Genomic DNA, 25087 nt, shown 5'->3' on the forward strand with positions numbered 1-25087 from the left:
GGGAACGATATGGAAAAGACGTATATCGTCGGGATCGGGATGTCGCATTTCGGGCGTTTCCTGAACCGCGGCCTGGCCGATCTTACCGGTGAGGCGGTGACCGAGGCGCTGGCCGATAGCGGTCTTGCGGCCCACGACATCGGGGCAGCCTATTTCGCCAACGCCTCGCAAGGCGTGGTCGAGGGCCAGCATCTTGTGCGTGGCCAGCTTGCCCTGCGCAGGCTGGGGTTTCAGAACCTGTCGATCACCAATGTCGAGAATGCCTGCGCCAGCGGCAGCACCGCGCTGAACGCGGCGGTCGCCTATATCGCCTCAGGGCAAGGTGATGTGGCGCTGGCCGTGGGCGCCGACAAGATGAACGCCCCCGATCGTGCCCTGTCCTTCGCCATCTTCGACGGTGCCTGGGATGTCGGCGATGTCGAGGGCCAGATCGCGCGGCTGGAGCGGCTGGGGCAGGCGATGCAGCCGCCGGAACGCGCGGTGGAGCCGGGCCAGCGCAGCGTGTTCATGGATGTCTATGCCGCACTCGCGCGGTTCCATATGGGCACCTTCGGCACCACCCAGGCGGATATCGCGCAGGTCGCGGCCAAGAACCACAGCCATTCGGTGCTGAACCCCAAGGCGCAGTACCGCCATGCGATGACGGCGGACGAGGTGCTGGCCGCGCGCGAGATTTCCTGGCCGCTGACCCTGCCGATGTGCGCGCCGATCAGCGATGGCGCGGCGGCGGCGATCGTGGTGTCCGAGAAGAAGGCGCGGCGGATGGGTCTGACCCGGGCGGTGCGGATCGCGGCCAGCGTGCAGGCCGCCGGATCGGACCGGGCAGCTGAGGATCTGGACCGCCATATCTGCCGGCGGGCGGTGGATCGGGCCTATGAGCTGTCGGGGATCGGGCCGGAGGATGTCTCGGTGGTCGAGGTGCATGACGCGACCGCCTTCGCCGAGTTGCAACAGGCCGAGCTTCTGCGGCTTTGCCCGATGGGCGAGGGCGGGCGGCTCGCCACTTCGGGCGCGACCACGCTTGGGGGGCGGATCCCGATCAACGTGTCGGGCGGGCTTGAGTCGCGTGGCCATCCGATCGGGGCGACCGGGCTGGCGCAGATCTATGAACTGGTCACGCAGCTGCGGGGCGAGGCCGGGCCGCGCCAGGTGGAGGGCGCGCGCGTCGGGCTCGCCGAGAACGGCGGCGGCTTCCACGGATACGAGGAAGCCGTGGCCGTGATCACACTGTTGCAGCGATAGGAGGGCCTCATGCGCCTGATCGACTTTTTCGACCGGGGTGCCGCGATCAACCCTGACGGCGTCTGTCTGGAGGATGACGAGGTCAGCCGAAGCTATCGCTGCGTGCAGACGCGCAGCTTTCGCTTTGCAAATGCCATCGCGGCCGAGGGGTTCGGCCCCGGGCGGATGGCCGGCATCTACAGCCCGAACTGTGTGAGCGGTTTCGAGGCGATGCTCGGCCTGTTCCGCTCCGGCACCGCCTGGGTGCCGGTGAACGCCAAGAACGGCGTCGACGAGAACGCCTATATCCTCGATCACAACGACGTCGAAATTCTGTTCTATCACAGCAGCTTCGAAGCTGCCCTGGACCGGATCAAGGCGCTGTGCCCGAAGATCCGGCGGTTCATCTGCCTCGATCGGGCGGGGTCGGATGGCCCCTGGCTGGAAGACTGGCTGGCCGATGCCGCCGACACCGATCCGGATGTGACGCTGGGGCCGGACGATCTGGTCGGCATTCTCTCGTCGGGCGGCACCACGGGGCGCCCCAAGGGGATCATGCTGACCCAGCTCAACTGGGGCACGATGATCGCCAATTTCTATGCCGGTGTGGATCCCGGCCCCGCGCCGGTGCACCTGCTGGTCACGCCGATGACCCATGCCGCCGGGGTGATGGCGATCGTTCTGATGGCCGCCGGCGCGCGCAACATCATCCTGCCGGGGTTCGACGCGGCACGGGTGCTCGACACGATCGCGCGCGAGGAGGTCACCCATCTTTTCCTGCCGCCGACGGCTATCTACATGCTGCTCTCGGAGCCGGGGATCGAGGATCGCGGCTTTCCGTCGCTGCGCGGCTTCATCTATGCGGCGGCGCCGATGGCCGTCGACAAGCTGCGGCAATGCCTGAAGATCTTCGGCCCGGTGATGATGCAGAGCTTCGGCCAGGCCGAATCGCCGATGTTCTGCACGCTGTTGATGCCCGAGGATCATCTGGTGCTGGGCGATCCGGCGCGCGAACACCGCCTCGCCAGCTGCGGACGGCCGACATTGCTGACGCCGGTGGCGATCATGGGCGATGACGGCAAGTTGATGCCCAGGGGCGAGCGCGGTGAGATCGTGGTACGCGGCAATCTGGTGATGAAGGGGTATTACAAGAACCCCGAGGCGACGGCCGATGTCTCGCAGCATGGCTGGCATCATACCGGCGACGTCGGATATCTCGACGCGGACGGCTATCTCTACATCGTCGATCGCAAGAAGGACATGATCATCTCGGGCGGGTTCAACGTCTATCCGTCGGAGGTCGAGCAGGTGATCTGGGCGCATCCCGCCGTGCAGGACTGCGCGGTGATCGGCGTGCCCGACGAGAAATGGGGTGAGGCGGTCAAGGCTGTGATCGAACTCAAGCCTGGTGCCCGGCTCGACCCCGACGAGATCATCCGCATCTGCAAGCAGCAACTCGGCAGCGTGAAGGCACCGAAATCGGTGGCGATCTGGGACGAGCTGCCGCGCAGTCCCGTGGGCAAGGTGCGCAAGAAGGACATCCGGGATGTCTTCTGGCAAGGCCAGACGCGGAAGATCTGAGGGTGCGACATGAATATCTCCGAGCTTCTGGCGCAATCCGCCCGAACCTTCCACGACCGGCCCGCCGTCTGCCTGGGCGATGCCACCGTCCTTACCTATGCCGGGCTGCGTGATCGCGGCGCGGCGCTGGCCGCCGGTCTCCGCGCGCGCGGTGTGCCCCGGGGCGGGCGTGTCGTCATCTACATGGGCAATCGGCCGGAATACTTCGAGATGCTGTTCGGCATCTGGGCGGCGGGTTGCGTTGCGGTGCCGGTCAACGCCAAGCTGCATCCGGCCGAGGTGGACTATGTCCTGTCGAACAGCGGCGCCAGCCTGCTGTTCACCGACAGGGCCGGGGAGATGGCCGGCTTCGCCGGAACGGTCGCGGTGGATGGCCCGGCCTATGCGGCATTGATGGCCGGGCCGGCGGCCCTGGTTCCGGCGCGGGTCGCGCCGGAGGATCCCGCCTGGATCTTCTATACCTCCGGCACCACCGGCCGGCCCAAGGGGGCGGTGCTGAGCCACCGCAATCTCTGGGCGATGACGGCAAGTTTTCTCGCCGATATCGGCCCGGTCACGGAAGGCTCGGCAGCCCTGCATCCGGCGCCGCTGTCGCATGCGGCGGGCCTGTTCGCGCTGCCCTTCGTGCGGCGCGGTGCCGCCAACGTGGTTCCGGAAAGCGGCGGGTTCGACCCTGACGAACTGGTGGCGCTGCTGCACCGCTTTCCGCGCTCGTCCTTCTTTGCCGCGCCGACGATGCTCAATCGCTTCATCGCCTGTCCGGCGCTGGACGCGCGCGCGATCGCCGGTCTCGATCTGATCTTCTGCGGCGGCGCACCGATCTATGTCGAGGATCTGCGCCAGGCGCTCGGCCTGTTGGGGTCGCGCATCTGGATCGGCTATGGCCAGGGTGAGGTGCCCTGCACGATCAGCTATCTGCCGCCGCATGTTCTGGGGCTGAACACGCCCGAGAGCTGGCTCGGCTCGGTCGGCATCGCCCGCACCGGTGTGACCGTCCGCGTGGTCGACGACGCCGGCGCCGACTGCGCGCCCGATATGCCGGGCGAGGTGATCGTGTCGGGCGACGTGGTGATGACCGGCTATTGGCGGAACCCTGAAGCCACCGCCTCGGCGCTGCGCGACGGATGGCTCCATACCGGCGATATCGGCAGCCTCGACGCACACGGCGTGCTGACGCTCAAGGACCGGTCGAAGGACGTGATCATCTCGGGCGGATCGAACATCTATCCCCGCGAGGTCGAGGAGGTGCTGCTGCGTTATCCCGGCGTCAGCGAGGCCAACGTGACCGGCCGGCCGCATGCCGATTGGGGCGAAGAGGTCGTGGCCTTCGTCGTCGCCGAGGACGGGGTGACCGCCGAGGCGCTGGACCGGTTCTGCCTGGACCATATCGCCCGGTTCAAACGGCCGAAATCCTATCGTTTCGTCCCGTCGCTGCCGAAGAGCAGCTACGGCAAGATCCTGAAGACCGAACTGCGCCGCATGCTGGTCGAGAGCGAGCCGGCCCCGAAGACGTTTTGACCCAAGGAGGCGTGACATGACCACACTCATTGCCGGCGTCGGCATGATTCCCTTCGCGAAGCCCGGCGCCTCGGCGCCCTATGATGCCATGGGCGAGGCGGCGATCCGTCTGGCGCTCGACGATGCCGGGATCGGCTTCGAGGCCGTGGAGCAGGCCTATGCCGGATATGTCTATGGCGACAGCACCAGCGGCCAGCGGGTGATCTATCGCGTCGGCATGACCGGCATTCCCATCGTGAACGTGAACAACAACTGTTCCAGCGGCTCGACCGCGCTGTTCCTGGCGCGGCAGGCGGTGGAAAGCGGCGTGGCCGACTGCGTGCTGGCGGTGGGGTTCGAACAGATGACGCCGGGCGCGCTCGGCGCGGTGTTCACCGACCGGCCCTCGCCGCTGGGTGAATTCGACGCGGTGACCGATGCGTTGATCGGCGCGTCGGATCTGCCGATGACGCTGAAATATTTCGGCGGCGCGGGCAAGGCGCATATGGACCGCCATGGCACCCGGCTTGAAACCTTCGCGGCCATCCGCGCCAAGGCCAGCCGCCACGGCGCGCGCAACCCGCTCTCGGTGTTCCGCCGGGAGATGAGCGTCGAGGAGGTGATGAACGCCCAGACCATCTGGCCCGGCGTCATGACCCGCCCCATGGCCTGCCCGCCGACCTGCGGCGCCGCGGCGGCGCTGGTGGTGTCTGAAGACTTCGCCCGGCGCAACGGGCTGGACGCGACGGTGCGCATCCGGGCGCAGGCGATGACCACCGACCGCCCCGGCAGCTTCGACAGCCGCGACATGATCGAGGTGGTCGGCGCCGATCTGACGCGCAAGGCGGCGCGGAAGGTCTATGAGGCGGCGGGTATCGGCCCCGAGGATATCGACGTGATCGAACTGCACGACTGTTTCGCCCAGAACGAGCTGATCACCTATGAGGGGCTGGGCCTTTGCGGAGAGGGCGCGGGCGAGGCATTGGTCATGGACGGCGACAACACCTATGGCGGCCGATATGTCACCAACCCCTCGGGCGGGCTGCTGTCGAAAGGCCATCCGCTGGGCGCGACGGGCCTGGCCCAGTGCTATGAACTGACGCAGCAATTGCGCGGCCGCGCCGGGGACCGGCAGGTCGAGGGCGCGCGGCTGGCGTTGCAGCACAATCTGGGGCTCGGCGGCGCGGCGGTCGTGACCCTCTATGAGGCCGGCGCATGATGGCGGGGGGAGGCGGGATCATGGAATATGGCGTTGCCCTGGTGACGGGGGCCGGCTCAGGGATCGGGCGGGGGGTGGCGATACGGCTGGCCCGGCTTGGCGCCCGGGTCGCCGTCACCGATGTTTCCGAGGCCGGCATCGACGAGACCCTGGGTCTGATCGCCGCGGAGGGCGGCAAGGCGATGGGCCAGCGGCTCGACGTCGCCGACGCGGCCTCGGTCGAGGCGGCCTTCGCCGCCGCCGAGGCCTGGGACAAGCCCGTCGACGTGCTGGTCAACAATGCGGGCATCGCGTCGCTGCATGCGTTCCTCGATTTCCCGACCGAGGACTGGACCCGGGTGATGGCGGTGAACGTCACCGGCACTTTGCTTTGCGCGCAACGCGCCGGGCGCGCGATGGTGCGGCAGGGCTATGGCCGGATCGTCAACATCGCCTCGGTCAGCGGTATCCGGGCCGGGGTGGGGCGGACGGCCTATGGCACCTCGAAGGCGGCGATGATCGGGCTGACCCGCCAGATGGCGCTGGAGCTTGGGCCTTACGGGGTCACCGCCAATGCCGTAGCACCCGGCCCGATCGTGACCCCGCTGACGCAGGCGAATTATACCGAAGCGACGGTCGCGGCGTTTCTGCCGATGATCCCGGCGCGACGCATGGGTCAACCCACGGATATCGCCGCCGCGGTCGCCTATCTCGCCAGTCCCGAAGCCGGCTATGTCAATGGTGACGTGCTGGTGGTCGATGGCGGCTATGTCGCTGCCGGGGTGAGCCAGACCGGGCATTTGGACATGGCCGGCGGCGGCGGATGACAAGCGGCCATGCGCCGCGAACCGCCTGGGGATTTCCTGTGTCCACAGGCGTTCGCGGAGCGGGCGGGGCCGGCGTTACCGCGCCTCCGGATCCTCGACCGGTGCCGCCGGCAAGCAGGGCCGCCGGGTCGTGTCGGCTTTCATTGCCACGGCATTCGCCCGGAATGATGCCGGCGCCACCATCCACCTCTTTTTCGGTTTCGAGACGGCCTCTAAGGAAGCCGTCTTTACGATGAAGCTGGATGCCGAGCTGCCCGCAGCATTCATGGCCGAGGCTGCGGCAGAAGATCGCCCGGCATCTCAGGTCGTTCGCGAATTGATGCGCGACTATATCGAACGGCGTCGTCAGAGCCGTGACGACGACACCTATCTGCACCGAAAGGTTGAAGCCGGACGCGCGTCGATACGTGCCGGACAAGGTCGGTCCAATGACGAGGTCAAAGCTGATTTCGCGGCGCGTCGGGCGGGGCTGGCAGGGTCTGACGCGTGATCGTGCTCTGGTACTACCCCCCCCCCCGCCCTGCACACCTCTCGCCAATGGCCCCCGCTGATCACCCCACCCCGAACCGATCGATGATCGTCACCCCGGTGCCGGGGAAGCGGTCCATCATGGTCAGCAGGCGGGTGCCTTCGTCCAGGTCGACGCGGGCGCCGATCAGCTTTTCCGGCTGAAGCCGGCCGACGTCGAATGCGATGGCACCAGGGTACTGACAACGTCTATACTTTTTCAGCACAGAGATCCTGGGGGAGACGTTCCGTGCCTAAAGAAGCCGTCTTTACGATGAAGCTGGATGCCGAGCTGCGCGCAGCATTCATGGCCGAGGCTGCGGCAGAAGATCGCCCGGCATCTCAGGTCGTTCGCGAATTGATGCGCGGCTATATCGAACAACGTCGTCAGAGCCGTGACTACGACACCTATCTGCACCGAAAGGTTGAAGCCGGACGCGCGTCGATACGTGCCGGACAAGGTCGGCCCAATGACGAGGTCAAAGCTGATTTCGCGGCGCGTCGGGCGGGGCTGGCAGGGTCTGACGCGTGATCGTGCTCTGGACGCCCGAGGCGGAGCAGGACCGGGCATCGATCTGGGAGTACATCGCGACGGGCGACCCGCATGCCGCCCGACGTCTCGACGAACTGTTCGACCGTGCAGCAGACCACCTGACAGCATATCCCGAGATGGGCAAAGCCGGCATCATTCCCGGCACGCGTGAGTTGATCCCACATGAAAGTTACCGCCTGATCTACGAGATCCACGGCGGCGCCGTCTGGATCATCGCCCTGGTGCACACCTCTCGCCAATGGCCCCCGTTGATCACCCCGCCCCGAACCGATCGATGATCGTCACGCCGGTGCCGGGGAAGCGGTCCATCATGGTCAGCAGGCGGGTGCCTTCGTCCAGATCGACGCGGGCGCCGATCAGCCTTTCCGGCTGAAGCCGGCCGCGGCGGATCATCTCCAGCATCGCCGGGTAGCGATGGGCCTGCATGCCGTGGCTGCCCAGCAGTTCCAGCTCCCAGGCGATGACGCGGTCCATGGGGATGGCGGGGCGGGCCTGGTCGGCGAGCAGCAGGCCGATCTGGACATGCCGTCCCCGGCGGCGGAGCGACAGCACGGAATTCACGCAGGTCATCGGGTGGCCCAGCGCGTCGATCGACAGCTGCACGCCGCCGGCACCGCGGTGCTGATGGGGTCTCTGGTCCGTGATCATGGGCTTGATTATCTGTTGGCGGCCAGCGTGCCCGCCGGCCTGCTTGAAAGCCTGACGACCGCGCGGATCGTCGACGGGATGACCGTCTCGCGCTCCACGACAAGCCGGGTGCGGCGGAGCGGCCGGCGGGGCATCGAGTGGGACACCGTTAACCCTTCGACCATAACTCCGGCTATACTGTTCTCCGATTCCGTTCGTACCGGCCAGAGGGCAAGCCGTTGTCGTTGCAGAAGGCGTCGTCCAAGGAAGATCATGCCCGCCCGCGGCGCAGGCCCGGGCCATGGACGATCAGTATCGTCGTCTGCGGCCTGGCCCTGGCGCTGGTCGCGGGCGTCCTGCAGGACCGGGCCAACCGGCAGGCGGCGGATGCGCGCTTCGACGAGATCGCCCGATCGATCGCCGATGACGTGCTGGATACCATCCGGATCTATCAGTACGGCCTGCGGGGCGCCCGCGGGGTGTTCGTGGTCCATGGAGCGGATACCGTCCGGCTGGAGGATTTCAAGCGCTATGCCCGAAGCCGGGATGTGGATGCAGAGTTTCCGGGCGCGCTGGGCTTCGGCTTCATCCGGCGTGTGCCGCAGGACAGCGTCGACGGCTTCGTTGCGGCCCAGCGCGCGGACGGCCGCCCCGACTTCGCCATCCGCCGACTGAGCGAACATCCCGGCGAAGACTACATCATTCAATACATAGAACCTGAAGGACCCAACCTGGGTGCTGCCGGTCTGGACATCGCGTCGGAAGCCAATCGGCGGACCGGGGCGTTTGAGGCGATGCGGACCGGTCAGGTTACCCTGACCGCGCCGATCACCCTGGTTCAGGCCACCGGCGCCCGCAATCGCGGGTTCCTGATCCTGCTGCCCACCTATGAGAGTGACACCATGCCGGTGTCGGAAGCGGAGCGCCTGGCCATGGGCGTGGGCTGGAGCTATGCGCCGCTGATCATCGACGATGTGCTGGCGACCGTCAGGCGGCCGGAGGCCGTCGAGGTGGCGATCCGCGACCTTTCAGGCGACGGGAGTGTCGACAGGTTCTATGAGACCCCGGGCTTCGATGCGGCGACGGCGTTCGACACTTCTGTCGCCACCGACATTTTCGGCCGGCGCTGGGCGATCGACGTCAGGGCGCATCCGGCCTTTGTCGCGGGGCTCCAGCCCACATCGCCCTATCTGACGAGCGGGGCCGTGGTTCTGGCAATCATTCTGCTTGCCGGCTTTGCCCAGGCGCAGGCCAATCGGTCGCATCGCCGGGCGATGCGGGCACAGGAGATGGCACGGCTGGCACAGACGCTGGAGCGGGAGGTCGCGGACCGGACCGAGGAACTGCGCGAGCGGGAGGCCCGTTTCAAGGCGCTGACCGAGCTGTCGTCGGACTGGTACTGGGAAACCGATGCCCAGGGCCGCTTCACCGACGCCTCTGCCGGCGTCGGCCGTATCGGGCTGGACCCGGAGGGCATGATCGGCCAAACCCGGCTGGACCTCGCCTCCGGGAGCGAACAGCCGGGGCTGGTGGATTATGCCGAGGCCCTGGCACAAGGTCGGGCTTTCCGGGGCATCACCTACGACCTCCGGGATCTGACGGGGCGTCTGCGCCATGTCGAGATCAGCGGCGAGCCGATGCTCGACGAGGAGGGCCGGGTAACCGGCTATCGCGGATCGGGACGCGACCTGACCGATCAGGTCGAGGCGGAGCGCTCCGCCGCCAAACAGCGGGCGATGCTTGCGGCGGTTTTCCGCTCGGTGCATCACGCGGTCGTCGCCGTGGACCGGAACACCGGGATCATTGTCTGGAATGAGCGGTTCGAGACCTTGAACGGTATCGCACCCGGCCAGTTGACGCCGGGCATGTCCATCCGCGAGGTCTGCGCGCTCAGCACCGACAAGGGCGAGGATCTGTTCGAGACGATCGCATCTGAAGACGGCGCGCTGGACGCCGCCGGTTTCCCAGGCCGGCGCGAGATCACGCTTGCCGACGGACGCATCGTCGAAATCTTCGTCGAGCCGCTGGACGAGGACGGCCAGGTCATCACCTGTACCGAAGTGACCGAGGCCCGCCGCCGCGAGGCGGAGGTTGTCTATGCCCGCGACATGCTGGCCGGTGTCATGGACGCCTCTCTGGATGGGGTGATCAGTTTCCGGGCCGTGCGCGACGAGGAGGGCCGGATCGGCGATTTCCGCTTCGAGCTGATGAACCGGTCTGCCGAGCGCTTGATGGGGCGCAGCGAGGCCGATCTGCGCGGGCGAACCATGTTGGTGGAGCTGCCGGGCAATGCCGAAGACGGGTTGTACGACCGCTATGTCGAGGTGGTGGAGACGGGGCAGGCACAGCTGTTCGAGCACTGCTATACCCACGACGGCATTCACGCCTGGTTCCGGATCCAGGCAGTGAAGCACGGCGACGGCTTCGTGGTGACCTTCTCCGACATCACTGAGGCCAAGGCGCGGGAGGCCCGGGTTCAGGAAAGCGAAGCGCGCCTGCAGGCCGTGTTCGAGACGGTGGGGGTGGGCATCATAGTGATCGATGCCTCGGGCCGGATGACGCTGGTCAACTCTGCCACGGAGAAGCTGTTCGGCTGGCCGGCCGACCAGATGATCGGTCGCAATGTGTCGATGCTGATGGATCCGGATCTGGCGGCCGTTCATGACGATTATATCGACCGCTATATCGCCGGCAGCCCGCTGCGGATCATCGGGGTCGGCCGCGAGCTGGAAGGGCTGCGGCAGGATGGCAGCAGCTTCCCGATCGAATTGTCGGTGGGCGAATTCGCGGCAGAAGACGGACGCATGTTCGTGGGCGCAATTGCCGATCTGTCGACGCGCAACCGCTCCCTGGTCGATCTTCGCGAAGCCAATCAGCAGTTGGAGCAGCAGGCGAGCGAACTGGCCTCGCTCGCCTCGGCACTCGAACTGTCCAAGATCGTGGCCGAGACCGCCAATCAGGCCAAATCCGACTTCCTCGCCAATATGAGCCACGAGATCCGCACGCCCATGAACGGTGTGATGGGCATGACCCATATCCTGCTGGGCACGGATCTCACGCCGGAGCAGCGGGGACATGCCGAGACGGTGCGGGAAAGCGCCGAGGCCCTGTTGGGGGTCATCGACGACATCCTCGACATCTCCAAGCTCGAAGCCGAGCGGGTCGAACTCGAACACATTCCGTTCGTGCTTGGCGACGTGCTGGAAGGTGTGGCAGCCATCCTGGCGCCCAGGGCGCGCGACAAGGGGATCGAGATCGCCTGCTATCCCGACGAGGATGCGGGCGGCGTCTGGGTGGGAGATCCGACGCGCCTCAGGCAGATCCTGCTCAATCTCGCCGGCAATGCGGTGAAATTCACCGAGCGCGGCCATGTGACGGTCGGTGCTTCCGTGGGGGCCGGGCTGAATGACGGGCGTTGGCATCTGCGTTTCGAGGTGCGCGATACCGGCATCGGCATGACGGCCGAACAGGCCGGCCGGCTGTTCCGCAAGTTCAGTCAGGCCGACGCCTCGATCACCCGGCGTTTCGGTGGTACCGGGCTGGGCCTGGCGATCAGCCAGAAACTGATGGACCTGATGGGCGGGTCGATCACGGTCGAAAGCCGCATCGGCGAAGGATCGGTGTTCCGGTTCGACGTCGTCCTGGAACGCGGGACCGAAGCGCCGCTCCGCCCGACCGAAGAAATCGGCGATCATCTGCGCGGCATGCGGGCCTTGATCGTGGATGATCTGGCGGTCAACCGGCGCATCCTGGCCCATCATCTGGTTCAACTGGGCATGATCGTGGATGAAGCCAGCGATGTCGCCAGCAGTCTGAGCGTCATCGAAGAGCAGCGTCGCCGCAGCCAGATGATCGATCTGGTGATCACGGACTACAATCTGGGCGGCATGAACGGCGTGGAGCTTGCCGAATGGCTGCGCATGAATTCCCATTTCAGGGGTGTTCGGCTGATCCTGGCCGCGTCGGAGCTGCCCACGGTGGACAAGCTTCAGTCCTTCGATGCCGTCGTCGCCAAACCGATCAGAGGCCGCGAGCTGATGGTTGCACTGGCGCGGGCCTTCGGTATTCGGGATGAGGAGACGGCGCCGTCGTCATCCGCGGCGACGCAGGAGCGGGCTCTCTCCGGCGACGGCCGGCATGTGCTGCTGGTCGAGGACAATGCCGTCAATCAGACCGTCGCCAGAACGATCCTGAGCGATGCGGGGTATGTCGTGACCATCGTCGGCGATGGCGAACAGGCGGTCTCCGCCTGCGCCACGACGCAGTTCGACATCGTGTTCATGGACGTCCAGATGCCGGTGATGGACGGTATGGAGGCCACACGCCGCATTCGTGCCGCCGAAGCGCGGGAGGGCAGGGACCGGGTCGCGATCGTCGCCATGACCGCGAATGCCATGAGCGGCATGCGTGAAGAATACCTGGCGGTCGGCATGGATGATTTCGTGCCGAAGCCCTTCGCTGCACCGCAGCTTCTGGAGGCGGCGGCCCGCTGGTCGTCCGGTCCGGCGTCGGCCGGGGCGGCCGTCGATGACGCAGTGTCATCGGCGGAAGATCTGCCGCCGATCCTGGAAACCGGGCCGATGGAGACGTTGAAGGGGCTGGTGTCGCGGGACGCCTTCCTCGACATGGTGCAGAATTTCGCGACGCTGGGCCGCGAGCAGGTGTCGGCGGTACAGGAAGCCTGGGCTCATGGCGATGTCGACCGGCTTCGGCAGGCGGGCCATGACATGATCTCAGTCGCCGGCAATTGCGGCCTGCTCAGGCTGCTGACGATCGCCCAGCGCCTGCAAAGCGCCGCGAAAGCCCGGGATCTGGCGACGATCGAGACGCTGGTTGCTGAGGTGGCGAAGGTCGGGCCGATCTCGTGGGAGAGGTTCCACGATCACTTCATCGGCTGACGGCGCCGATTCCGGCGTCGTCAGCCTGCCCGGCCTCCGTCAGGCGATTTCGAACCGATCGATGATCGTCACGCCGGTGCCGGGGAAGCGGTCCATCATGGTCAGCAGGCGGGTGCCTTCGTCCAGGTCGACGCGGGCGCCGATCAGCCTTTCCGGCTGAAGCCGGCCGCGGCGGATCATCTCCAGCATCGCCGGGTAGCGATGGGCCTGCATGCCGTGGCTGCCCAGCAGTTCCAGCTCCCAGGCGATGACGCGGTCCATGGGGATGGCGGGGCGGGCCTGGTCGGCGAGCAGCAGGCCGATCTGGACATGCCGTCCCCGGCGGCGGAGCGACAGCACGGAATTCACGCAGGTCATCGGGTGGCCCAGCGCGTCGATCGACAGCTGCACGCCGCCGCGGGTGATCTCGTGCACCTGGCCCGGCACGTCGCCGTTGGCCGTCGTGGTGGCGTCGATGGTGGCGACGGCGCCCAGGCTCCGCGCCAGATCCAGCTTCGCGGGGTCGATGTCGATGGCGATCACCTGCGCGCCGGCGGCGGCGGCGATCATCACCGCCGACAGCCCGACCCCGCCGCAGCCATGGACCGCGACCCATTCCCCGGCCCGCACCCGGCCCTGATCGATCACGCCGCGGAACGAGGTGACGAAGCGGCAGCCCAGGCTGGCGGCGACGTCGAAGCCCATCTCCTCGGGCAGGGCTACCAGGTTGACGTCGGCATGATCGATGGCGACATGGTCGGCGAAGCTGCCCCAATGGGTGAAACCCGGCTGGAACTGGTTTTCGCAAACCTGATGCTGGCCGGCGGCGCATTCCCCGCAATGGCCGCAGCCGCCGACGAAGGGCACCGTCACCCGGTCGCCCTCGGCCCAGCGGGTGACGCCGGCGCCGACCGCCACCACCGTGCCGGCCAGCTCGTGCCCCGGCACATGGGGCAGGCAGATATCGGTGTCATGGCCCATCCAGCCATGCCAGTCGCTGCGGCAGAGCCCCGTGGCCCCCACCTTCAGCACCACACCGCCCGGCCGCGGGGCGGGGTCGGGCAGGGTGGTGACGGTGATCGGGCCCTGAAACCTCTCGAAAATGGCGGCGCGCATGGGGGCTCCCTCGGGAACGGTGTGGTTGCCCGGGGTTTTAGCACGGCCGGGAGATGGTGTAGCCCGCAATCGACCAGGCGGGCGATCAGCCCGGGCGGTCTATTGACCCTGTACGCCGGGCACCCGTGCCGGTTCCCGCACGGTCTTCGGCGGGTCGACCACCGGTGTTGTGGCGGCGTGGCCGCCGCTGGCCGCGCGCGTGGCCAGATGGGTCAGCAGCTGCTGCAGGACGATGAACAGGAACAGCAGGATGCCGGTCACAATCTTGATCCACCAGCTGGACAGGCTGCCGTCGAAGGTGATGTAGGTCTGGATCAGCCCCTGGATCAGAATGCCGATGAAGGTGCCGAACATGCTGCCGGCGCCGCCTGAGAGCAGGGTGCCGCCGATCACCACTGCGGCGATGGTGTCCAGCTCCACCCCCACACCGGTCAGGGAATAGCCGGAGGCGGTATAGAACGAGAAGACGATGCCGGCCAGCCCCGCCAGCAGGCTGGACAGCGTGTAGATGGCGATCGTCGTCCGGCCGGTGCGGATGCCCATGAGGGCGGTGGTGTCGCGGCCGCCGCCCAGCGCGAAGACATTGGTGCCGAAGCGGGTGTAGTGGAGCAGGATCCCGCCCAGGACGAAGGTCGCCAGCATGATGATGCCGATGATCCGCAACCGGCCGCCCCCGGGCAGGCGGAGGGAGAAGGCCGCCACTTCCTGATAAAGGGCGTCATCGATCGGCAGGCTGTCGGTGGACAGCAGGAAGGCCACGCCCCGGGCCAGGAACATGCCCGCCAGGGTGACGATGAAGGGCGGCACGTCGAAATGATGGATGATGGCGCCCATGGCCGCGCCGAACAGGGCACAGATGGCCAGCACCAGGCAGAAGGCGAGAAGCGGCGGCAGGCCCCAGCTGCCGATGCCGAGCGCCAGGAAGACCGTGGTGAAGGCGACCACCGATCCGACCGAGAGGTCGATGCCGCCCGAGATGATCACGAAGGTCATGCCCACCGCCAGGATGCCGAGGAAGGCATTGTCGGTGATGAGGTTCATCACCACCCGGGTGGAGGCGATATTGGGGTATTGCAGGGCGCAGAACAGGAAGCCGAGCAGGAAGACGGCGGTGGTGACGATGACGGGCAGGTGGCGGCGCATCAACGCGTCTCCCGAAGCAGGCGGTTCCGGGGGTGGCGTCCCCGAAGCAGGCGATCCCGGGCCGCGGCGAGGCGCGGGGTCTGAAGCAGCAGCACGGCCAGAACCACTGTCGCCTTGATCACCAGGTTCAGCTCCGGCTGATAACCGCTGAGCAGGATGCCGGTGTTCATGGCCTGGATGATCAGCCCGCCGACGGCGGCCAGCACCAGGCTGAACCGCCCGCCGAACAGCGAGGTACCGCCGATCACCACCGCGAGGATCGCGTCCAGTTCCAGCCAGAGACCGGCATTGTTGGCATCCGCGCCGCGGATGTCGGCGGCGGCGATCACGCCGGCAAGGGCGGCGCAGAAGCCGCACCACATATAGACCGCCAGGATCATCAGCCGGGTGTCGATGCCGGCCAGGCGGCTGGCCCGGGCATTGGCGCCGGTGGCCTCGATCATCAGGCCGAGTGCTGTGCCGCGGGCGAGCAGCACGGCGACCAGCAGGGTCGCCGCCGCCAGCACCACCGGGGCCGGAATGCCCAGCAGCGCGCCGCTGCCGAGCCAGGCGAGATCGGGCGAGGAGAAGGTGACGATCCGCCCTTCGGTGATCAGCTGGGCGATGCCGCGGCCGGCGACCATCAGGATCAGGGTGGCGACGATCGGCTGGATGCGGAGCACGGCCACCAGCAGCCCGTTCCACAGCCCGCAGAGCAGCCCGGTGCCGAGCGCCGCGGCCAGGCAGACGGCCAGCGACTGGCTGTCGGCGAGGCTGGCGGCCACCGCGCCCGAGATGGCCATGACCGCGCCGACCGACAGGTCGATGCCGCGGGTGGCGATGACCAGAACCATGCCGGTCGCCAGCAGCACCACCGGCGCGCCGCGATTGAAGACGTCGACCAGGCTGCCGAACAGGCGCCCGTCCTGAAGGCGCAGGTCGAAGAACTGGGGCGACACCATCCAGTTGATCAGCAGGATCAGGATCAGGGCGCCGATCTGGGCGCCGCCTTTCCTGGGATAGGCGATGGACACTGTCTTGCTCCCCCCGTCCTTGTGCCGGATACCGTGTTCTTGTTCTGAAGTGGCCCGTCTCTGGATTGGCCGCTCAGTCTGCGGCGATGGCGGCCAGCACCCGCTGTTCGTTGACCGCCGCGCCGGTCAGATGGGCGACATGGCTGCCGTCGCGCAGCACGGTCACCCGGTCGGAATAGGACACGATCTCCTCCACCTCGGACGAGATGACCAGCATGGCCAGCCCGCTGTCGCACAGGCTGCGGATCAGGCGGATGATCTCGGCATGGGCGCCGACATCGATGCCGCGGGTCGGCTCGTCCAGGATCAGGATCCGGGGTTCGGTGGCCAGCCAGCGAGCCAGGATCGCCTTCTGCTGGTTGCCGCCCGACAACAGGCCGATGGGCTTGTCCGGATCGGCCGGACGGATGTCGAGCGCCTTGATGAAATGGTCGGCGATCTCTTTCTGGCGTTTGCGCGACAGGGGCCGCGTCCACCCCATACGGGCCTGCAGGGCAAGGATGATGTTCTCGCGCACCGACAATTCGGCGACGATGCCCTCGGTCTTGCGTTCCTCGGGGCAGAAGCCCAGCCCCTGTTTCAGGGCATCGCGCGGCCCCAGGATCCGCGCCGGGCGGCCGTCCAGATGCAGCCTGCCGCCATCGGCCCGGTCTGCGCCGAAGATCAGGCGCGCGGTTTCCGTCCGCCCCGAACCCAGCAGGCCCGAAAGCCCCAGAACCTCGCCGCGCCGGAGCGTCAGATCGAAGGGCGCCACGGCCCCCTTGCGGCCGAGCCCTTCGGCGCGGAGCAGCGGCGGGGTGTCGTCCTGGTCCTGGGTGGCGCGCGCGCGTTCCTCTTCCACGCCCTGAAGCTCGCGCCCCAGCATCATGCCGACCAGCTCCATGCGCGGCAGCCCGGCGACCGGCCGTTCGCCGACCAGACAGCCATTGCGCAGAACCGTCAGCCGGTCGCAGATCTCCTGCACCTGATCCAGGAAGTGGGTGACGAACAGGATGCCCATGCCCTGGTCGCGCAGCTGGCGCATCACCCTGAACAGCACCTCCACCTCGCGGCCGTCCAGGCTGGCGGTGGGTTCGTCCAGGATCAGCACCTTCGCCGACATGTCGACGGCCCGGGCGATGGCGACGATGTGCTGAACCGCCACCGGAAAGTCGCCCAAGGGCGCGCCGACATCGATCCGGAGGCCGAAGCCCTGCAGAAGATCGCGGGACCGGCGGCGCATCTCGCGGTCGCGGACCAGGCCGAAACGGGTGGGCTGGCGACCGAGGAACAGGTTCTGCGCCACGGTCAGATTGGGCAGCAGCGCCACCTCCTGATAGACCGTGGCGATGCCCGCGGCCAGGGCCTCGTCGCCCGATCGGGGGCGGATCTCAGCACCCGACAGCCGCACCTCGCCGGCATCGCGGGGCGTGATGCCGGTGACCGTCTTGATCAGGGTCGACTTGCCGGCGCCGTTTTCCCCCAGCAGGGCATGGATCTCGCCCGCGCGCAGGGTCAGATCCACCGATTTCAGGGCCTGGAACCCGCCCGGAAAGGTCTTGGACAGGCCGCGCACGCACAGCAGTTCCGGCGCCTCGTTCATGAGTCTCTCCCTCCCAGGCATCAGGGATCGTATCGCCCGCCGGGCCCCGGGAAGCCGGTTCCCGGGGCCGGCGGGCCGGCGGTCAGTAGCCGAGCGACTTGCGCGCGTCGTACTGGCCCATCGGATCATCGGCCTTGGTATAGAGCTTCGATTCGGTCTGGATCCATTTCGGCGGCGCCTTGCCGTCCTTGTAGGCGGCGAGCGCGTCGAAGGCCGGGCCGGCCATGTTCGGGGTCAGCTCCACCGTCGCATTGGCCTCGCCCTCGGCGATCGCCTTGAAGATGTCGGGCACCGCGTCGATGGAGACGACCAGGATGTCGGTGCCCGGCTTCAGCCCGGCTTCCTTCATCGCCTGGATCGCACCCAGCGCCATGTCGTCGTTATGGGCATAGAGCGCGCAGATCGTCTTGCCGCCGCCTTCGGCCTTGATGAAGCTCTCCATCACCTCCTTGCCCTTGGCGCGGGTGAACTCGCCGGTCTGGCTGCGGATGATCTTCACATTGTCGGCCCCGGCGATGCCCTTCGCGAAGCCTTCCTTGCGGTTGGTGGCGACCGAGGCGCCGACCGTGCCCTGAAGCTCCACGACATTGCAGCTCTTGCCGGCGACGGTGTCGACCAGCCATTTCCCGGCCACCTCGCCCTCGTGCACGCTGTCGGAGGTGACGGCGGTCAGATAGAGCGAGGGATCTTTGGTCTCGATGCTCCGGTCCAGAAGCACGACCGGGATTTCGGCATCCTTGGCCTCTTCAAGGACGGCATCCCAGCCGGTGGCCACGACCGGGGCCAGGAAGATCGCGTCCACGCCCTGGGCGATGAACGACCGGATCGCCTTGATCTGGTTTTCCTGCTTCTGCTGGGCATCGGCGATCTTCAGCGTGATGCCCCGCTTTTCGGCCTCGACCTTGGAGACCGAGGTCTCCGCGGCGCGCCAGCCGGATTCCGAACCGATCTGCGAAAAGCCGACGGTCATGTCCGCCGCGATGGCGGGTGTGGCGAGGGCGGTGAACAGAACGCCTGCCAGCAGCCGGGTTTTCAATGTCATCTCCGTGATCTCCCTAGATGCCGCCCCGTCTGATCGGGGGCGGTCATGCCGTGATGAGCGAGCGGTGCCGATGCGCAACCGGCAGAGGGGGGCCGCCCGCGCACCCCCGCCGGTTCAACCCTGTCCGTTCACCGCATATCGGTGAAGGCCAGGGCCGTATGCTGTTCATAGACCTCTCCCGGCCGCAGCAGGGCCGGGGGAAAGCCCGGGTGATTGGGGGCATCCGGCCAGAGCTGGGGTTCCAGCGCCAGGCCGGCATGGGGGGCGAGGGGACGGCCGTCGAGGCCGGGCATGCCGGCGGCGATCATCGCCCCGTCATAGACCTGCAGCCCCGGCTCGGTCGTCTCCACGGTCAGGGTGAGCCTGCCCTCGGGCGCCGTCAGCCAGGCCACGGGCCGGATCGGGCCCCGGGCGTCGGCGAGGCAGAAATTGTGGTCGAAGCCGCCGGCCGGTGCCCCTGGGATCAATGCCTCCTGCATCAACGTTACACCCCGGCGCAGATCGAAGGGGGTGCCTGTCACGGGGCGGCGTTCGCCGGTCGGGATCAGGTCGTCGTCCACCGGCAGATAGCTGTCCGCCGCGACCTTGAGGCGATGGCCGGCGATGGTCGGGCGGCCTGACAGGTTGAGGTAGGAATGATGGGCGAAGTTGCAGAGGGTTTCGGCATCGCTGGTGGCCCGGACATCGATCCGGAGCACCGGGCCGGGGGCGATGCTGAAACCGACCTCCACCTCCAGATTGCCCGGAAAGCCCATATGGCCGTCGGGCAGGCGGTCGGTCAGGCTGACCCGGTCGGCCGCCACCGCCCGGATGCGCCAGTTCCGGCGGGAGGATCCGTCCGCTCCGCCATGCAGCAGGTGCCGGCCCCGGAAATTGGCATCCAGCTGCACGATCTGCCCGCCGACCGGCGCCCGGGCGTGGCCGATCCGGTTGGCATAGCGCCCGACCATGGCGCCGAAATAGAGGTCGGGATGGGCCAGATAGCCCTCAAGACGATCGAAGCCCAGCACCAGCGGGTGCTGCACGCCGTCGAGCCGCAGATCCTGGAGGATGGCGCCGAGGGTCAGGAAGCGGGCCGTCAGCCCGTGGGCCGCGATTTCGACCCGCTCCACGATCTCGCCGGTGGGCAGTGCTCCGAAACCGCTCAACAGACATCCTCCGTCAGGATCACCCGGGGTTCGGGCAGGCCGGGCACGGCCGTCTCCGCCGCCAGCCAGGTCAGGCCGGCATCGGGGGAGGGGTCGCCATCGGCGGCGCTGGTGACATAAAGGCTGCGGAAGTCGGGCCCGCCGAAGGCCGGGCAGGTGGTCTGGGCGACCGGCAGGGTGATGGTTGCGATCACGTCGCCCGCGGGCGAATACCGCACCACCTGGCCCGTACCCCATCGGGCATTCCACAGGCAGCCTTCGGCATCGATCACCGCACCATCGGGGTGGATGCCGTCCGGCCGCAGATCAAGGAAGACCTCGGGCGCGCCCCTGGGCCAGCCCTCGGCATCGAGCGGCTGGCGCCAGATGATGCCCTCGCGGGTGTCGGCGTAACAGGCGACGGAACGGTCGGGTGCGAAGCAGATCGCATTGGGGATGCCTATGCCGCCGCGCAGCCGTGCCAGCCGGCCCCTGTACCATCGATAGATGGAGCCATGCCCCGGCGCACCGGTTTTGGCCATGGTGCCGATCCAGAACCCGCCCCAGGGATCGGCCCGGCCGTCATTGGAGCGGGTGAGCGGGTTGTCCGCCTCCAGCGCCGCCAGATCCGTCCGCGTACTGGTCTGAAGGTCGAAGACGAAAAGCGCCCGTTCCGAGGCGATGAGCAGGCGGTCGTCATCCACCCATCCCGCCGCCGAGACCATGTCCGGAAACAGCCAGGACAGGCCGTCTCCCGCCGGGCTCCGCGACAGCAGGCGGCGGTCCAGGATATCGAACCAGAACAGCTGGCCGCGGCGCGGATGCCAGAGCGGCCCCTCGCCGAGCCGGCAGATCCGGGCGTCGTAGATACGTGCGTCCTGGCTGGGCGCGGTCATGATGGAGACCCCGTCATCTGGCATCGGGCGGCAGAAGATCAACCGGAAGGTTCTGATAGCACACCGGCCGCAGGAAGCGCCGGATGGCCAGCGTGCCGACCGAGGTGGCGCCGAAATTGGTGCTGGCCGGGTAGGGGCCGCCATGGACCATGGCATCGGCCACCTCCACCCCGGTGGGGAAGCCGTTGGCCAGGATCCGGCCGGCCTTGCGCTCCAGCACCGGCAGCAGCGCGGCCGCGAGCCCGGCATCCTCTGCGTCCATCTGCAGGGTGCAGGTCAGCTGCCCGGCCAGGCCCCGGGCCAGCCTGAGCATCTCGTCGGCATCCGCCACCCGCACCAGCAGCCCGGCCGGCCCGAAGACCTCGTCCGCCAGCTCCGGACGCGCGAACCAGGTGGCGGCGTCGACCTCGAAGAAGCCGGGTGCCGCCTGGCGCGTGGCGTTGTCGCCCAGGACATGGGTCGTCACCCCCGCGATGCCGGCGATCCGCGCGCGTCCACGCGCATAGGCGGCGCCGATGCCGGCGGTCAGGGTGGTCTGCGGCCCGGTGGCGGTCAGCGCTTCGGTGGCCCTGGCGACGAAGCCGTCGGCATCCGGCCCGTCGATCGCCACGACCACGCCCGGATTGGTGCAGAACTGCCCCGCACCCATGGTGAGCGAGGCCGCCCAGCCCCGGGCGATCTCCGCGCCCCGTGCGGCGAGCGCATTGGGCAGCAGGAAGACCGGGTTGATCGAGCCCAGCTCGCCGAAGAAGGGGATCGGCTCCGGCCGCGCGGCGCAGAGGTCGAAGAGCGCCCGGCCGGCGCCGAGAGAGCCGGTGAAGCCCACGGCGCGCACGGTCGGATGGGTCACCAGCGCCGCGCCCAGATCATGGGTATTGCCCTGGATCAGCGCGAAGACGCCCGGGTCGATGCCGCCGGCGGTGATCGCCTCCAGGATCGCTTCGGCGACGATCTCGCCCGTGCCGGGATGGGCGGGGTGGCCCTTCACGATCACCGGGCAGCCGGCGGCGAGCGCCGCGGCCGTGTCCCCGCCGGCGGTGGAGAAGGCGAGCGGGAAGTTGGAGGCGCCGAACACGGCCAGGCCACGGGACCCAGAGGACGCTGGATCATGCGCAGTTCGGGCCGCGGCAGCGGCGCGCGGTCGGGCAGGGCGGCATCCTGGCGGCGGTCCAGATAGTCGCCCGCGCGGATATGTCCGGCAAACAGGCGCAGCTGGCCGACCGTCCGGCCCCGCTCGCCCTCCAGCCGCGCCGCGGGCAGGCCGGTTTCCCGGCTGCCGATCGCGGTGATGGCGGGGCCGCGGGCCTCGATCGCCGTGGCGATGGCCTCAAGAAAGCGGGCGCGCTCGTCCCGTGTGCTGGCGCCATAGCTCTCGAAAGCCCGCTCGGCCGCAGCGGCGGCGCGGTCGACCTCGGCCCTGCCGCCGATGGCGAAAGCCTGGGCGGCACCCTCGGTCGGCTCGGACAGGAACGTCCCGGAACCGGCCAGCCAGGCGCCGTCGATGAGGTGCTGTCCCCGGGGTGTAAAACCGGGGGATGAAACGGTGGATGCGGTCGAGGTCACGCCGGACGATCCTTTGCCATGAAGGGGCCCCTCACTCGATGAAGGGATCGGTGGTCAGGCGGCGGCCCAGCATGAAGGCATCGGCCACATGTTTCAGCGGCGACAGGTCCACCTCGCTGGTGCGGGTTGCGATCAGCCGGGCGAAGCGGGCATAGAGCCCGTCATATTCCGATCCGAGCGCCTCGCCCTGCGACAGGTTCTGCCCGCCGGCCGATACGGTGGCGCCGCCATCGGCAAGCGACAGCACGCCGTCATCGGTTTCGAATTCCATGGCCCAGCTTTGCGGGCCTTCCTGGCGGAAGTCGAAATCGGCGGCGATGGGGGCGGCACCGGTCAGGTAGGACAAGCGCGCGGCGATGGGGGTTTCCTGGTTTTCGGGAAATTCCAGCTCGGCACCGGTCAGACGAAGCGGCGCGGGCAGGATCTCGGTCAGGATCGAGAGGGCGTTGATCCCCGGGTCGAAGACCCCGAGCCCGCCGGCCTGCCAGATCCAGCGCTGCCCCGGATGCCAGCGGCGCACATCCTCGCGCCAGGTGATCGTCCCGCGGAGGATCTGCCGCCCGGCGAGCCAGGCCTTCGCCGCCGGCACGCCAGCGGCGAAGCGGGAATGCCAGGTTGCGAACAGCACCCGTCCCCGCGCCGCCGCCAGGTCGGTCAGGGCTTCGACCTCGGCGATCGTCGCCCCGGGCGGCTTTTCCAGCATCACATCCAGCCCCGCCTCCAGCGCCTCGCGCGCCATGGCATGGCGCACCTGGGGCGGTGTGCACAGCGAGACCGCGGTGACCTCGGGCTGGTTGTCGAGCAGTGCGGCGAGGCTGGTGTAAGCCGGGATGCCGTCCAGCCCGGCATTGCGGCTGACGGTCGCGGCCAGCCGGAAGGCCCCGGATTTCAGGATCGAGGGATGGTGCTGGTCGATGGCGATCTTGCCGAGCCCGACCAGGGCGATCGGCGTTCCGGTCAGGGTGTCAGTGGCTGTCACGGGGCACCTCCTTGCCGCGGCAGCCGCGCAGGAAATCGAAGTCGACGCCGGTATCCGCCCCCATCACATGCTCGTGGAACAGGCGCACATAGCCGCCCTCTGGCGGGGAGACGGGGCTGGTCCAGGCGGCCAGGCGCCGGGCGATCTCGGCTTCGGGCACGTCCAGATGCAGGGTGCGGGCCTCGACATCCAGCTCGATCATGTCGCCGTCGCGCACGATCGCCAGCGGCCCGCCCACCGCCGCTTCGGGCGAGGTGTGGAGCACCACCGTGCCATAGGCCGTGCCCGACATGCGGGCGTCGGAAATCCGCACCATGTCGGTGATGCCCTTGCGCAGCACCTTGGGCGGCAGCCCCATATTGCCCACCTCCGCCATGCCCGGATAGCCGCGGGGGCCGCAATTCTTCAGCACCATCACGCAGCTCTCGTCGATATCCAGGCTCTCGTCATTGATCCTGGCCTTGTAGTGCTCGATGGTTTCGAACACCACCGCCCGGCCCCGATGCTTCATCAGATGCGGGCTGGCGGCCGAGGGTTTGATCACGGCGCCCAAGGGCGCCAGATTGCCGCGCAGCACGGCGATGCCGCCATGGGGGGTGAGCGCCTTGTCCGCCGGCCGGATCACATCCTCGTTCCAGTTCCGGGCGTCCTTGACCTCGTCCCAGAGCGTCTCGCCCGAGACGGTCAGGACATCGCCCTGCAACAGGCCATCCTCGCAGAGCCGCTTGATCACCACCGGCAGGCCGCCGGCATAGAAGAATTCTTCCATCAGGTATTTGCCCGACGGCATCAGATTGACGATGGTCGGCACGTCGCGCCCCAGCCGGTCCCAGTCGTCGAGCGTCAAGTCGACACCCACCCGGCCGGCGATGGCCAGAAGATGCACCACCGCATTGGTGGACCCGCCGATGGCGCCGTTGACCCGGATGGCATTCTCGAAGGCCGGCCGGGTCAGGATGTCCGACGGCTTCAGATCGTCCTTGACCATCTCGACGATGCGCCGGCCGGTCAGATGCGCCATGACCCGGCGCCGGGCATCCACGGCCGGGATGGCGGCATTGCCGGACAGCGCCATGCCAAGCGCCTCGGCCATGCTGGCCATGGAACTGGCGGTGCCCATGGTGTTGCAGGATCCGGCGCTGCGCGACATGGCCTGCTCGGCCTCCAGGAAGTCTTCCCGGGTCAGCTTCCCGGCCTTGATGTCTTCCGACATCTGCCAGAGCGCCGTGCCCGAGCCGACCCGCTCGCCCCGGAACCAGCCGTTCAGCATCGGGCCGCCGCTGACCACGATCGCGGGCAGGTCGACGCTGCAGGCCCCCATCAGCAAAGCGGGGGTGGTCTTGTCGCAGCCGGCCATCAGCACCACGCCGTCGATCGGCTGGGCGCGCAGCGCCTCTTCCACATCCATGGCCGCCAGATTGCGGTAGAGCATGGCCGTGGGCCGCAGGCTGCTTTCGGCCGCCGAGAAGACCGGAAATTCCACCGGCAGCCCGCCCGCCTCGTAGACGCCGCGCTTCACCCGCTCGGCCAGATCACGCAGATGGGCGTTGCAGGGGGTCAGCTCCGACCAGGTGTTGCAGATGCCGATCACCGGCCGTCCGTCGAACAGATCGTAGGGCAGGCCCTGATTGCGCATCCATCCGCGGTGATAGATGTTGTCCCGGCTGGTGCCGCCATACCACTCCTGGGAACGGAGCCGGCGCGGCCATGGTGCCTTGGTGAATGCCATGAGCGATGG

At 68.0% G+C, this 25087-nt stretch carries 19 protein-coding genes and 2 pseudogenes; 9 read left to right on the forward strand and 12 right to left on the reverse strand.

The window, feature by feature from the left end; all coding sequences use genetic code 11:
• Window positions 1–9 precede the first annotated feature (9 nt).
• The 6 genes from TMO_RS19055 (at window position 10) to TMO_RS19080 (ending at window position 6814) form a co-directional block, all read left to right on the forward strand.
• Window positions 10–1242 carry a thiolase family protein gene (locus TMO_RS19055; protein ID WP_014747312.1) on the forward strand — a complete coding sequence of 411 codons (1233 nt, stop codon included), beginning with the start codon at window positions 10–12 and terminating at the stop codon, window positions 1240–1242.
• A 9-nt stretch (window positions 1243–1251) separates the two neighbouring features.
• The gene (locus TMO_RS19060) at window positions 1252–2802 is read left to right on the forward strand and encodes an AMP-binding protein (protein ID WP_014747313.1); all 1551 of its coding nucleotides are present in this window, start codon (window positions 1252–1254) and stop codon (window positions 2800–2802) included.
• Window positions 2803–2811: 9 nt separating this feature from the next.
• The gene (locus tag TMO_RS19065; protein ID WP_014747314.1) at window positions 2812–4320 is read left to right on the forward strand and encodes a class I adenylate-forming enzyme family protein; all 1509 of its coding nucleotides are present in this window, start codon (window positions 2812–2814) and stop codon (window positions 4318–4320) included.
• Between the two features lie 16 nt (window positions 4321–4336).
• Window positions 4337–5518 carry a lipid-transfer protein gene (locus tag TMO_RS19070; protein WP_014747315.1) on the forward strand — a complete coding sequence of 394 codons (1182 nt, stop codon included), beginning with the start codon at window positions 4337–4339 and terminating at the stop codon, window positions 5516–5518.
• A 20-nt stretch (window positions 5519–5538) separates the two neighbouring features.
• Window positions 5539–6324, forward strand: a complete 786-nt coding sequence (locus TMO_RS19075; protein WP_041606887.1) for an SDR family NAD(P)-dependent oxidoreductase — start codon at window positions 5539–5541, stop codon at window positions 6322–6324.
• Window positions 6325–6556: 232 nt separating this feature from the next.
• Window positions 6557–6814 carry a hypothetical protein gene (locus tag TMO_RS19080; RefSeq protein WP_041607056.1) on the forward strand — a complete coding sequence of 86 codons (258 nt, stop codon included), beginning with the start codon at window positions 6557–6559 and terminating at the stop codon, window positions 6812–6814.
• A 61-nt stretch (window positions 6815–6875) separates the two neighbouring features.
• Here TMO_RS19080 and TMO_RS19085 read toward each other — a convergent pair whose 3' ends face one another.
• Window positions 6876–7058, reverse strand: coding sequence for an alcohol dehydrogenase (locus tag TMO_RS19085; protein ID WP_014747318.1), 183 nt, complete (start codon window positions 7056–7058; stop codon window positions 6876–6878).
• Window positions 7059–7081: 23 nt separating this feature from the next.
• Between TMO_RS19085 and TMO_RS19090 the strand changes: the two genes are divergently transcribed.
• On the forward strand, window positions 7082–7363 hold the full coding sequence (locus TMO_RS19090) for a hypothetical protein (RefSeq protein WP_041606889.1): 282 nt from the start codon (window positions 7082–7084) through the stop codon (window positions 7361–7363).
• Window positions 7360–7662, forward strand: coding sequence for a type II toxin-antitoxin system RelE/ParE family toxin (locus tag TMO_RS19095; protein WP_014747320.1), 303 nt, complete (start codon window positions 7360–7362; stop codon window positions 7660–7662). Before TMO_RS19090 ends, TMO_RS19095 begins: the two co-directional genes overlap by 4 nt.
• Here TMO_RS19095 and TMO_RS32340 read toward each other — a convergent pair.
• Window positions 7637–7993 (reverse strand): annotated as a pseudogene (locus TMO_RS32340) (zinc-binding dehydrogenase); the annotation flags it as partial. The gene TMO_RS19095 and the pseudogene TMO_RS32340 overlap by 26 nt on opposite strands.
• 257 nt (window positions 7994–8250) lie before the next feature.
• Between TMO_RS32340 and TMO_RS19105 the strand changes: the two are divergent.
• Window positions 8251–12909 carry a PAS domain S-box protein gene (locus TMO_RS19105; protein WP_014747323.1) on the forward strand — a complete coding sequence of 1553 codons (4659 nt, stop codon included), beginning with the start codon at window positions 8251–8253 and terminating at the stop codon, window positions 12907–12909.
• 39 nt (window positions 12910–12948) lie between these two features.
• Here the strand turns inward: TMO_RS19105 and TMO_RS19110 are convergent, their stop codons facing one another.
• The 10 genes and pseudogenes from TMO_RS19110 to araD all read right to left on the reverse strand — a co-directional run bounded on the left by TMO_RS19110 (window position 12949) and on the right by araD (window position 25078).
• Window positions 12949–14004 (reverse strand): zinc-dependent alcohol dehydrogenase family protein, encoded by a 1056-nt coding sequence (locus TMO_RS19110; protein ID WP_014747324.1) that lies wholly within the window; start codon window positions 14002–14004, stop codon window positions 12949–12951.
• Between the two features lie 99 nt (window positions 14005–14103).
• Window positions 14104–15147: a galactofuranose ABC transporter, permease protein YjfF gene (yjfF, locus tag TMO_RS19115; protein WP_014747325.1), complete on the reverse strand. Its 1044-nt coding sequence runs from the start codon at window positions 15145–15147 to the stop codon at window positions 14104–14106.
• Complete coding sequence (locus TMO_RS19120) at window positions 15147–16160, reverse strand: ABC transporter permease (protein ID WP_014747326.1); 1014 nt, start codon at window positions 16158–16160, stop codon at window positions 15147–15149. Before TMO_RS19120 ends, yjfF begins: the two co-directional genes overlap by 1 nt.
• A 73-nt stretch (window positions 16161–16233) precedes the next feature.
• Window positions 16234–17742 (reverse strand): sugar ABC transporter ATP-binding protein, encoded by a 1509-nt coding sequence (locus TMO_RS19125; protein WP_014747327.1) that lies wholly within the window; start codon window positions 17740–17742, stop codon window positions 16234–16236.
• Between the two features lie 82 nt (window positions 17743–17824).
• On the reverse strand, window positions 17825–18784 hold the full coding sequence (gene ytfQ / locus TMO_RS19130; protein ID WP_014747328.1) for a galactofuranose ABC transporter, galactofuranose-binding protein YtfQ: 960 nt from the start codon (window positions 18782–18784) through the stop codon (window positions 17825–17827).
• Between the two features lie 128 nt (window positions 18785–18912).
• Complete coding sequence (locus TMO_RS19135) at window positions 18913–19932, reverse strand: aldose epimerase family protein (protein ID WP_014747329.1); 1020 nt, start codon at window positions 19930–19932, stop codon at window positions 18913–18915.
• The gene (locus TMO_RS19140; RefSeq protein ID WP_041607062.1) at window positions 19929–20807 is read right to left on the reverse strand and encodes an SMP-30/gluconolactonase/LRE family protein; all 879 of its coding nucleotides are present in this window, start codon (window positions 20805–20807) and stop codon (window positions 19929–19931) included. The genes TMO_RS19135 and TMO_RS19140 overlap by 4 nt, the downstream gene beginning before the upstream one ends.
• A 13-nt stretch (window positions 20808–20820) precedes the next feature.
• Window positions 20821–22370, reverse strand: a pseudogene (locus TMO_RS19145) (aldehyde dehydrogenase (NADP(+))).
• Window positions 22371–22401: 31 nt separating this feature from the next.
• The gene (locus TMO_RS19150) at window positions 22402–23349 is read right to left on the reverse strand and encodes a Gfo/Idh/MocA family protein (RefSeq protein WP_014747333.1); all 948 of its coding nucleotides are present in this window, start codon (window positions 23347–23349) and stop codon (window positions 22402–22404) included.
• The gene (araD, locus tag TMO_RS19155) at window positions 23336–25078 is read right to left on the reverse strand and encodes an L-arabinonate dehydratase (protein WP_014747334.1); all 1743 of its coding nucleotides are present in this window, start codon (window positions 25076–25078) and stop codon (window positions 23336–23338) included. The genes TMO_RS19150 and araD overlap by 14 nt, the downstream gene beginning before the upstream one ends.
• Window positions 25079–25087: the final 9 nt, after the last annotated feature.

The sequence above is a fragment of the Tistrella mobilis KA081020-065 genome (assembly GCF_000264455.2).
GTDB classification, from domain to species: Bacteria; Pseudomonadota; Alphaproteobacteria; order Tistrellales; family Tistrellaceae; genus Tistrella; species Tistrella mobilis.

What these genes read in the sequence shown, in the direction of transcription:
- TMO_RS19055 (WP_014747312.1), top strand. Translation starts at nt 10, where the DNA reads ATGGAAAAGACGTATATCGTCGGGATCGGGATGTCGCATTTCGGGCGT.
- TMO_RS19060 (WP_014747313.1), top strand. Translation starts at nt 1,252, where the DNA reads ATGCGCCTGATCGACTTTTTCGACCGGGGTGCCGCGATCAACCCTGAC.
- TMO_RS19065 (WP_014747314.1), top strand. Translation starts at nt 2,812, where the DNA reads ATGAATATCTCCGAGCTTCTGGCGCAATCCGCCCGAACCTTCCACGAC.
- TMO_RS19070 (WP_014747315.1), top strand. Translation starts at nt 4,337, where the DNA reads ATGACCACACTCATTGCCGGCGTCGGCATGATTCCCTTCGCGAAGCCC.
- TMO_RS19075 (WP_041606887.1), top strand. Translation starts at nt 5,539, where the DNA reads ATGGAATATGGCGTTGCCCTGGTGACGGGGGCCGGCTCAGGGATCGGG.
- TMO_RS19080 (WP_041607056.1), top strand. Translation starts at nt 6,557, where the DNA reads ATGAAGCTGGATGCCGAGCTGCCCGCAGCATTCATGGCCGAGGCTGCG.
- TMO_RS19110 (WP_014747324.1), bottom strand. Translation starts at nt 14,004, where the DNA reads ATGCGCGCCGCCATTTTCGAGAGGTTTCAGGGCCCGATCACCGTCACC.
- yjfF (WP_014747325.1), bottom strand. Translation starts at nt 15,147, where the DNA reads ATGCGCCGCCACCTGCCCGTCATCGTCACCACCGCCGTCTTCCTGCTC.
- TMO_RS19125 (WP_014747327.1), bottom strand. Translation starts at nt 17,742, where the DNA reads ATGAACGAGGCGCCGGAACTGCTGTGCGTGCGCGGCCTGTCCAAGACC.
- ytfQ (WP_014747328.1), bottom strand. Translation starts at nt 18,784, where the DNA reads ATGACATTGAAAACCCGGCTGCTGGCAGGCGTTCTGTTCACCGCCCTC.
- TMO_RS19140 (WP_041607062.1), bottom strand. Translation starts at nt 20,807, where the DNA reads ATGACCGCGCCCAGCCAGGACGCACGTATCTACGACGCCCGGATCTGC.
- araD (WP_014747334.1), bottom strand. Translation starts at nt 25,078, where the DNA reads ATGGCATTCACCAAGGCACCATGGCCGCGCCGGCTCCGTTCCCAGGAG.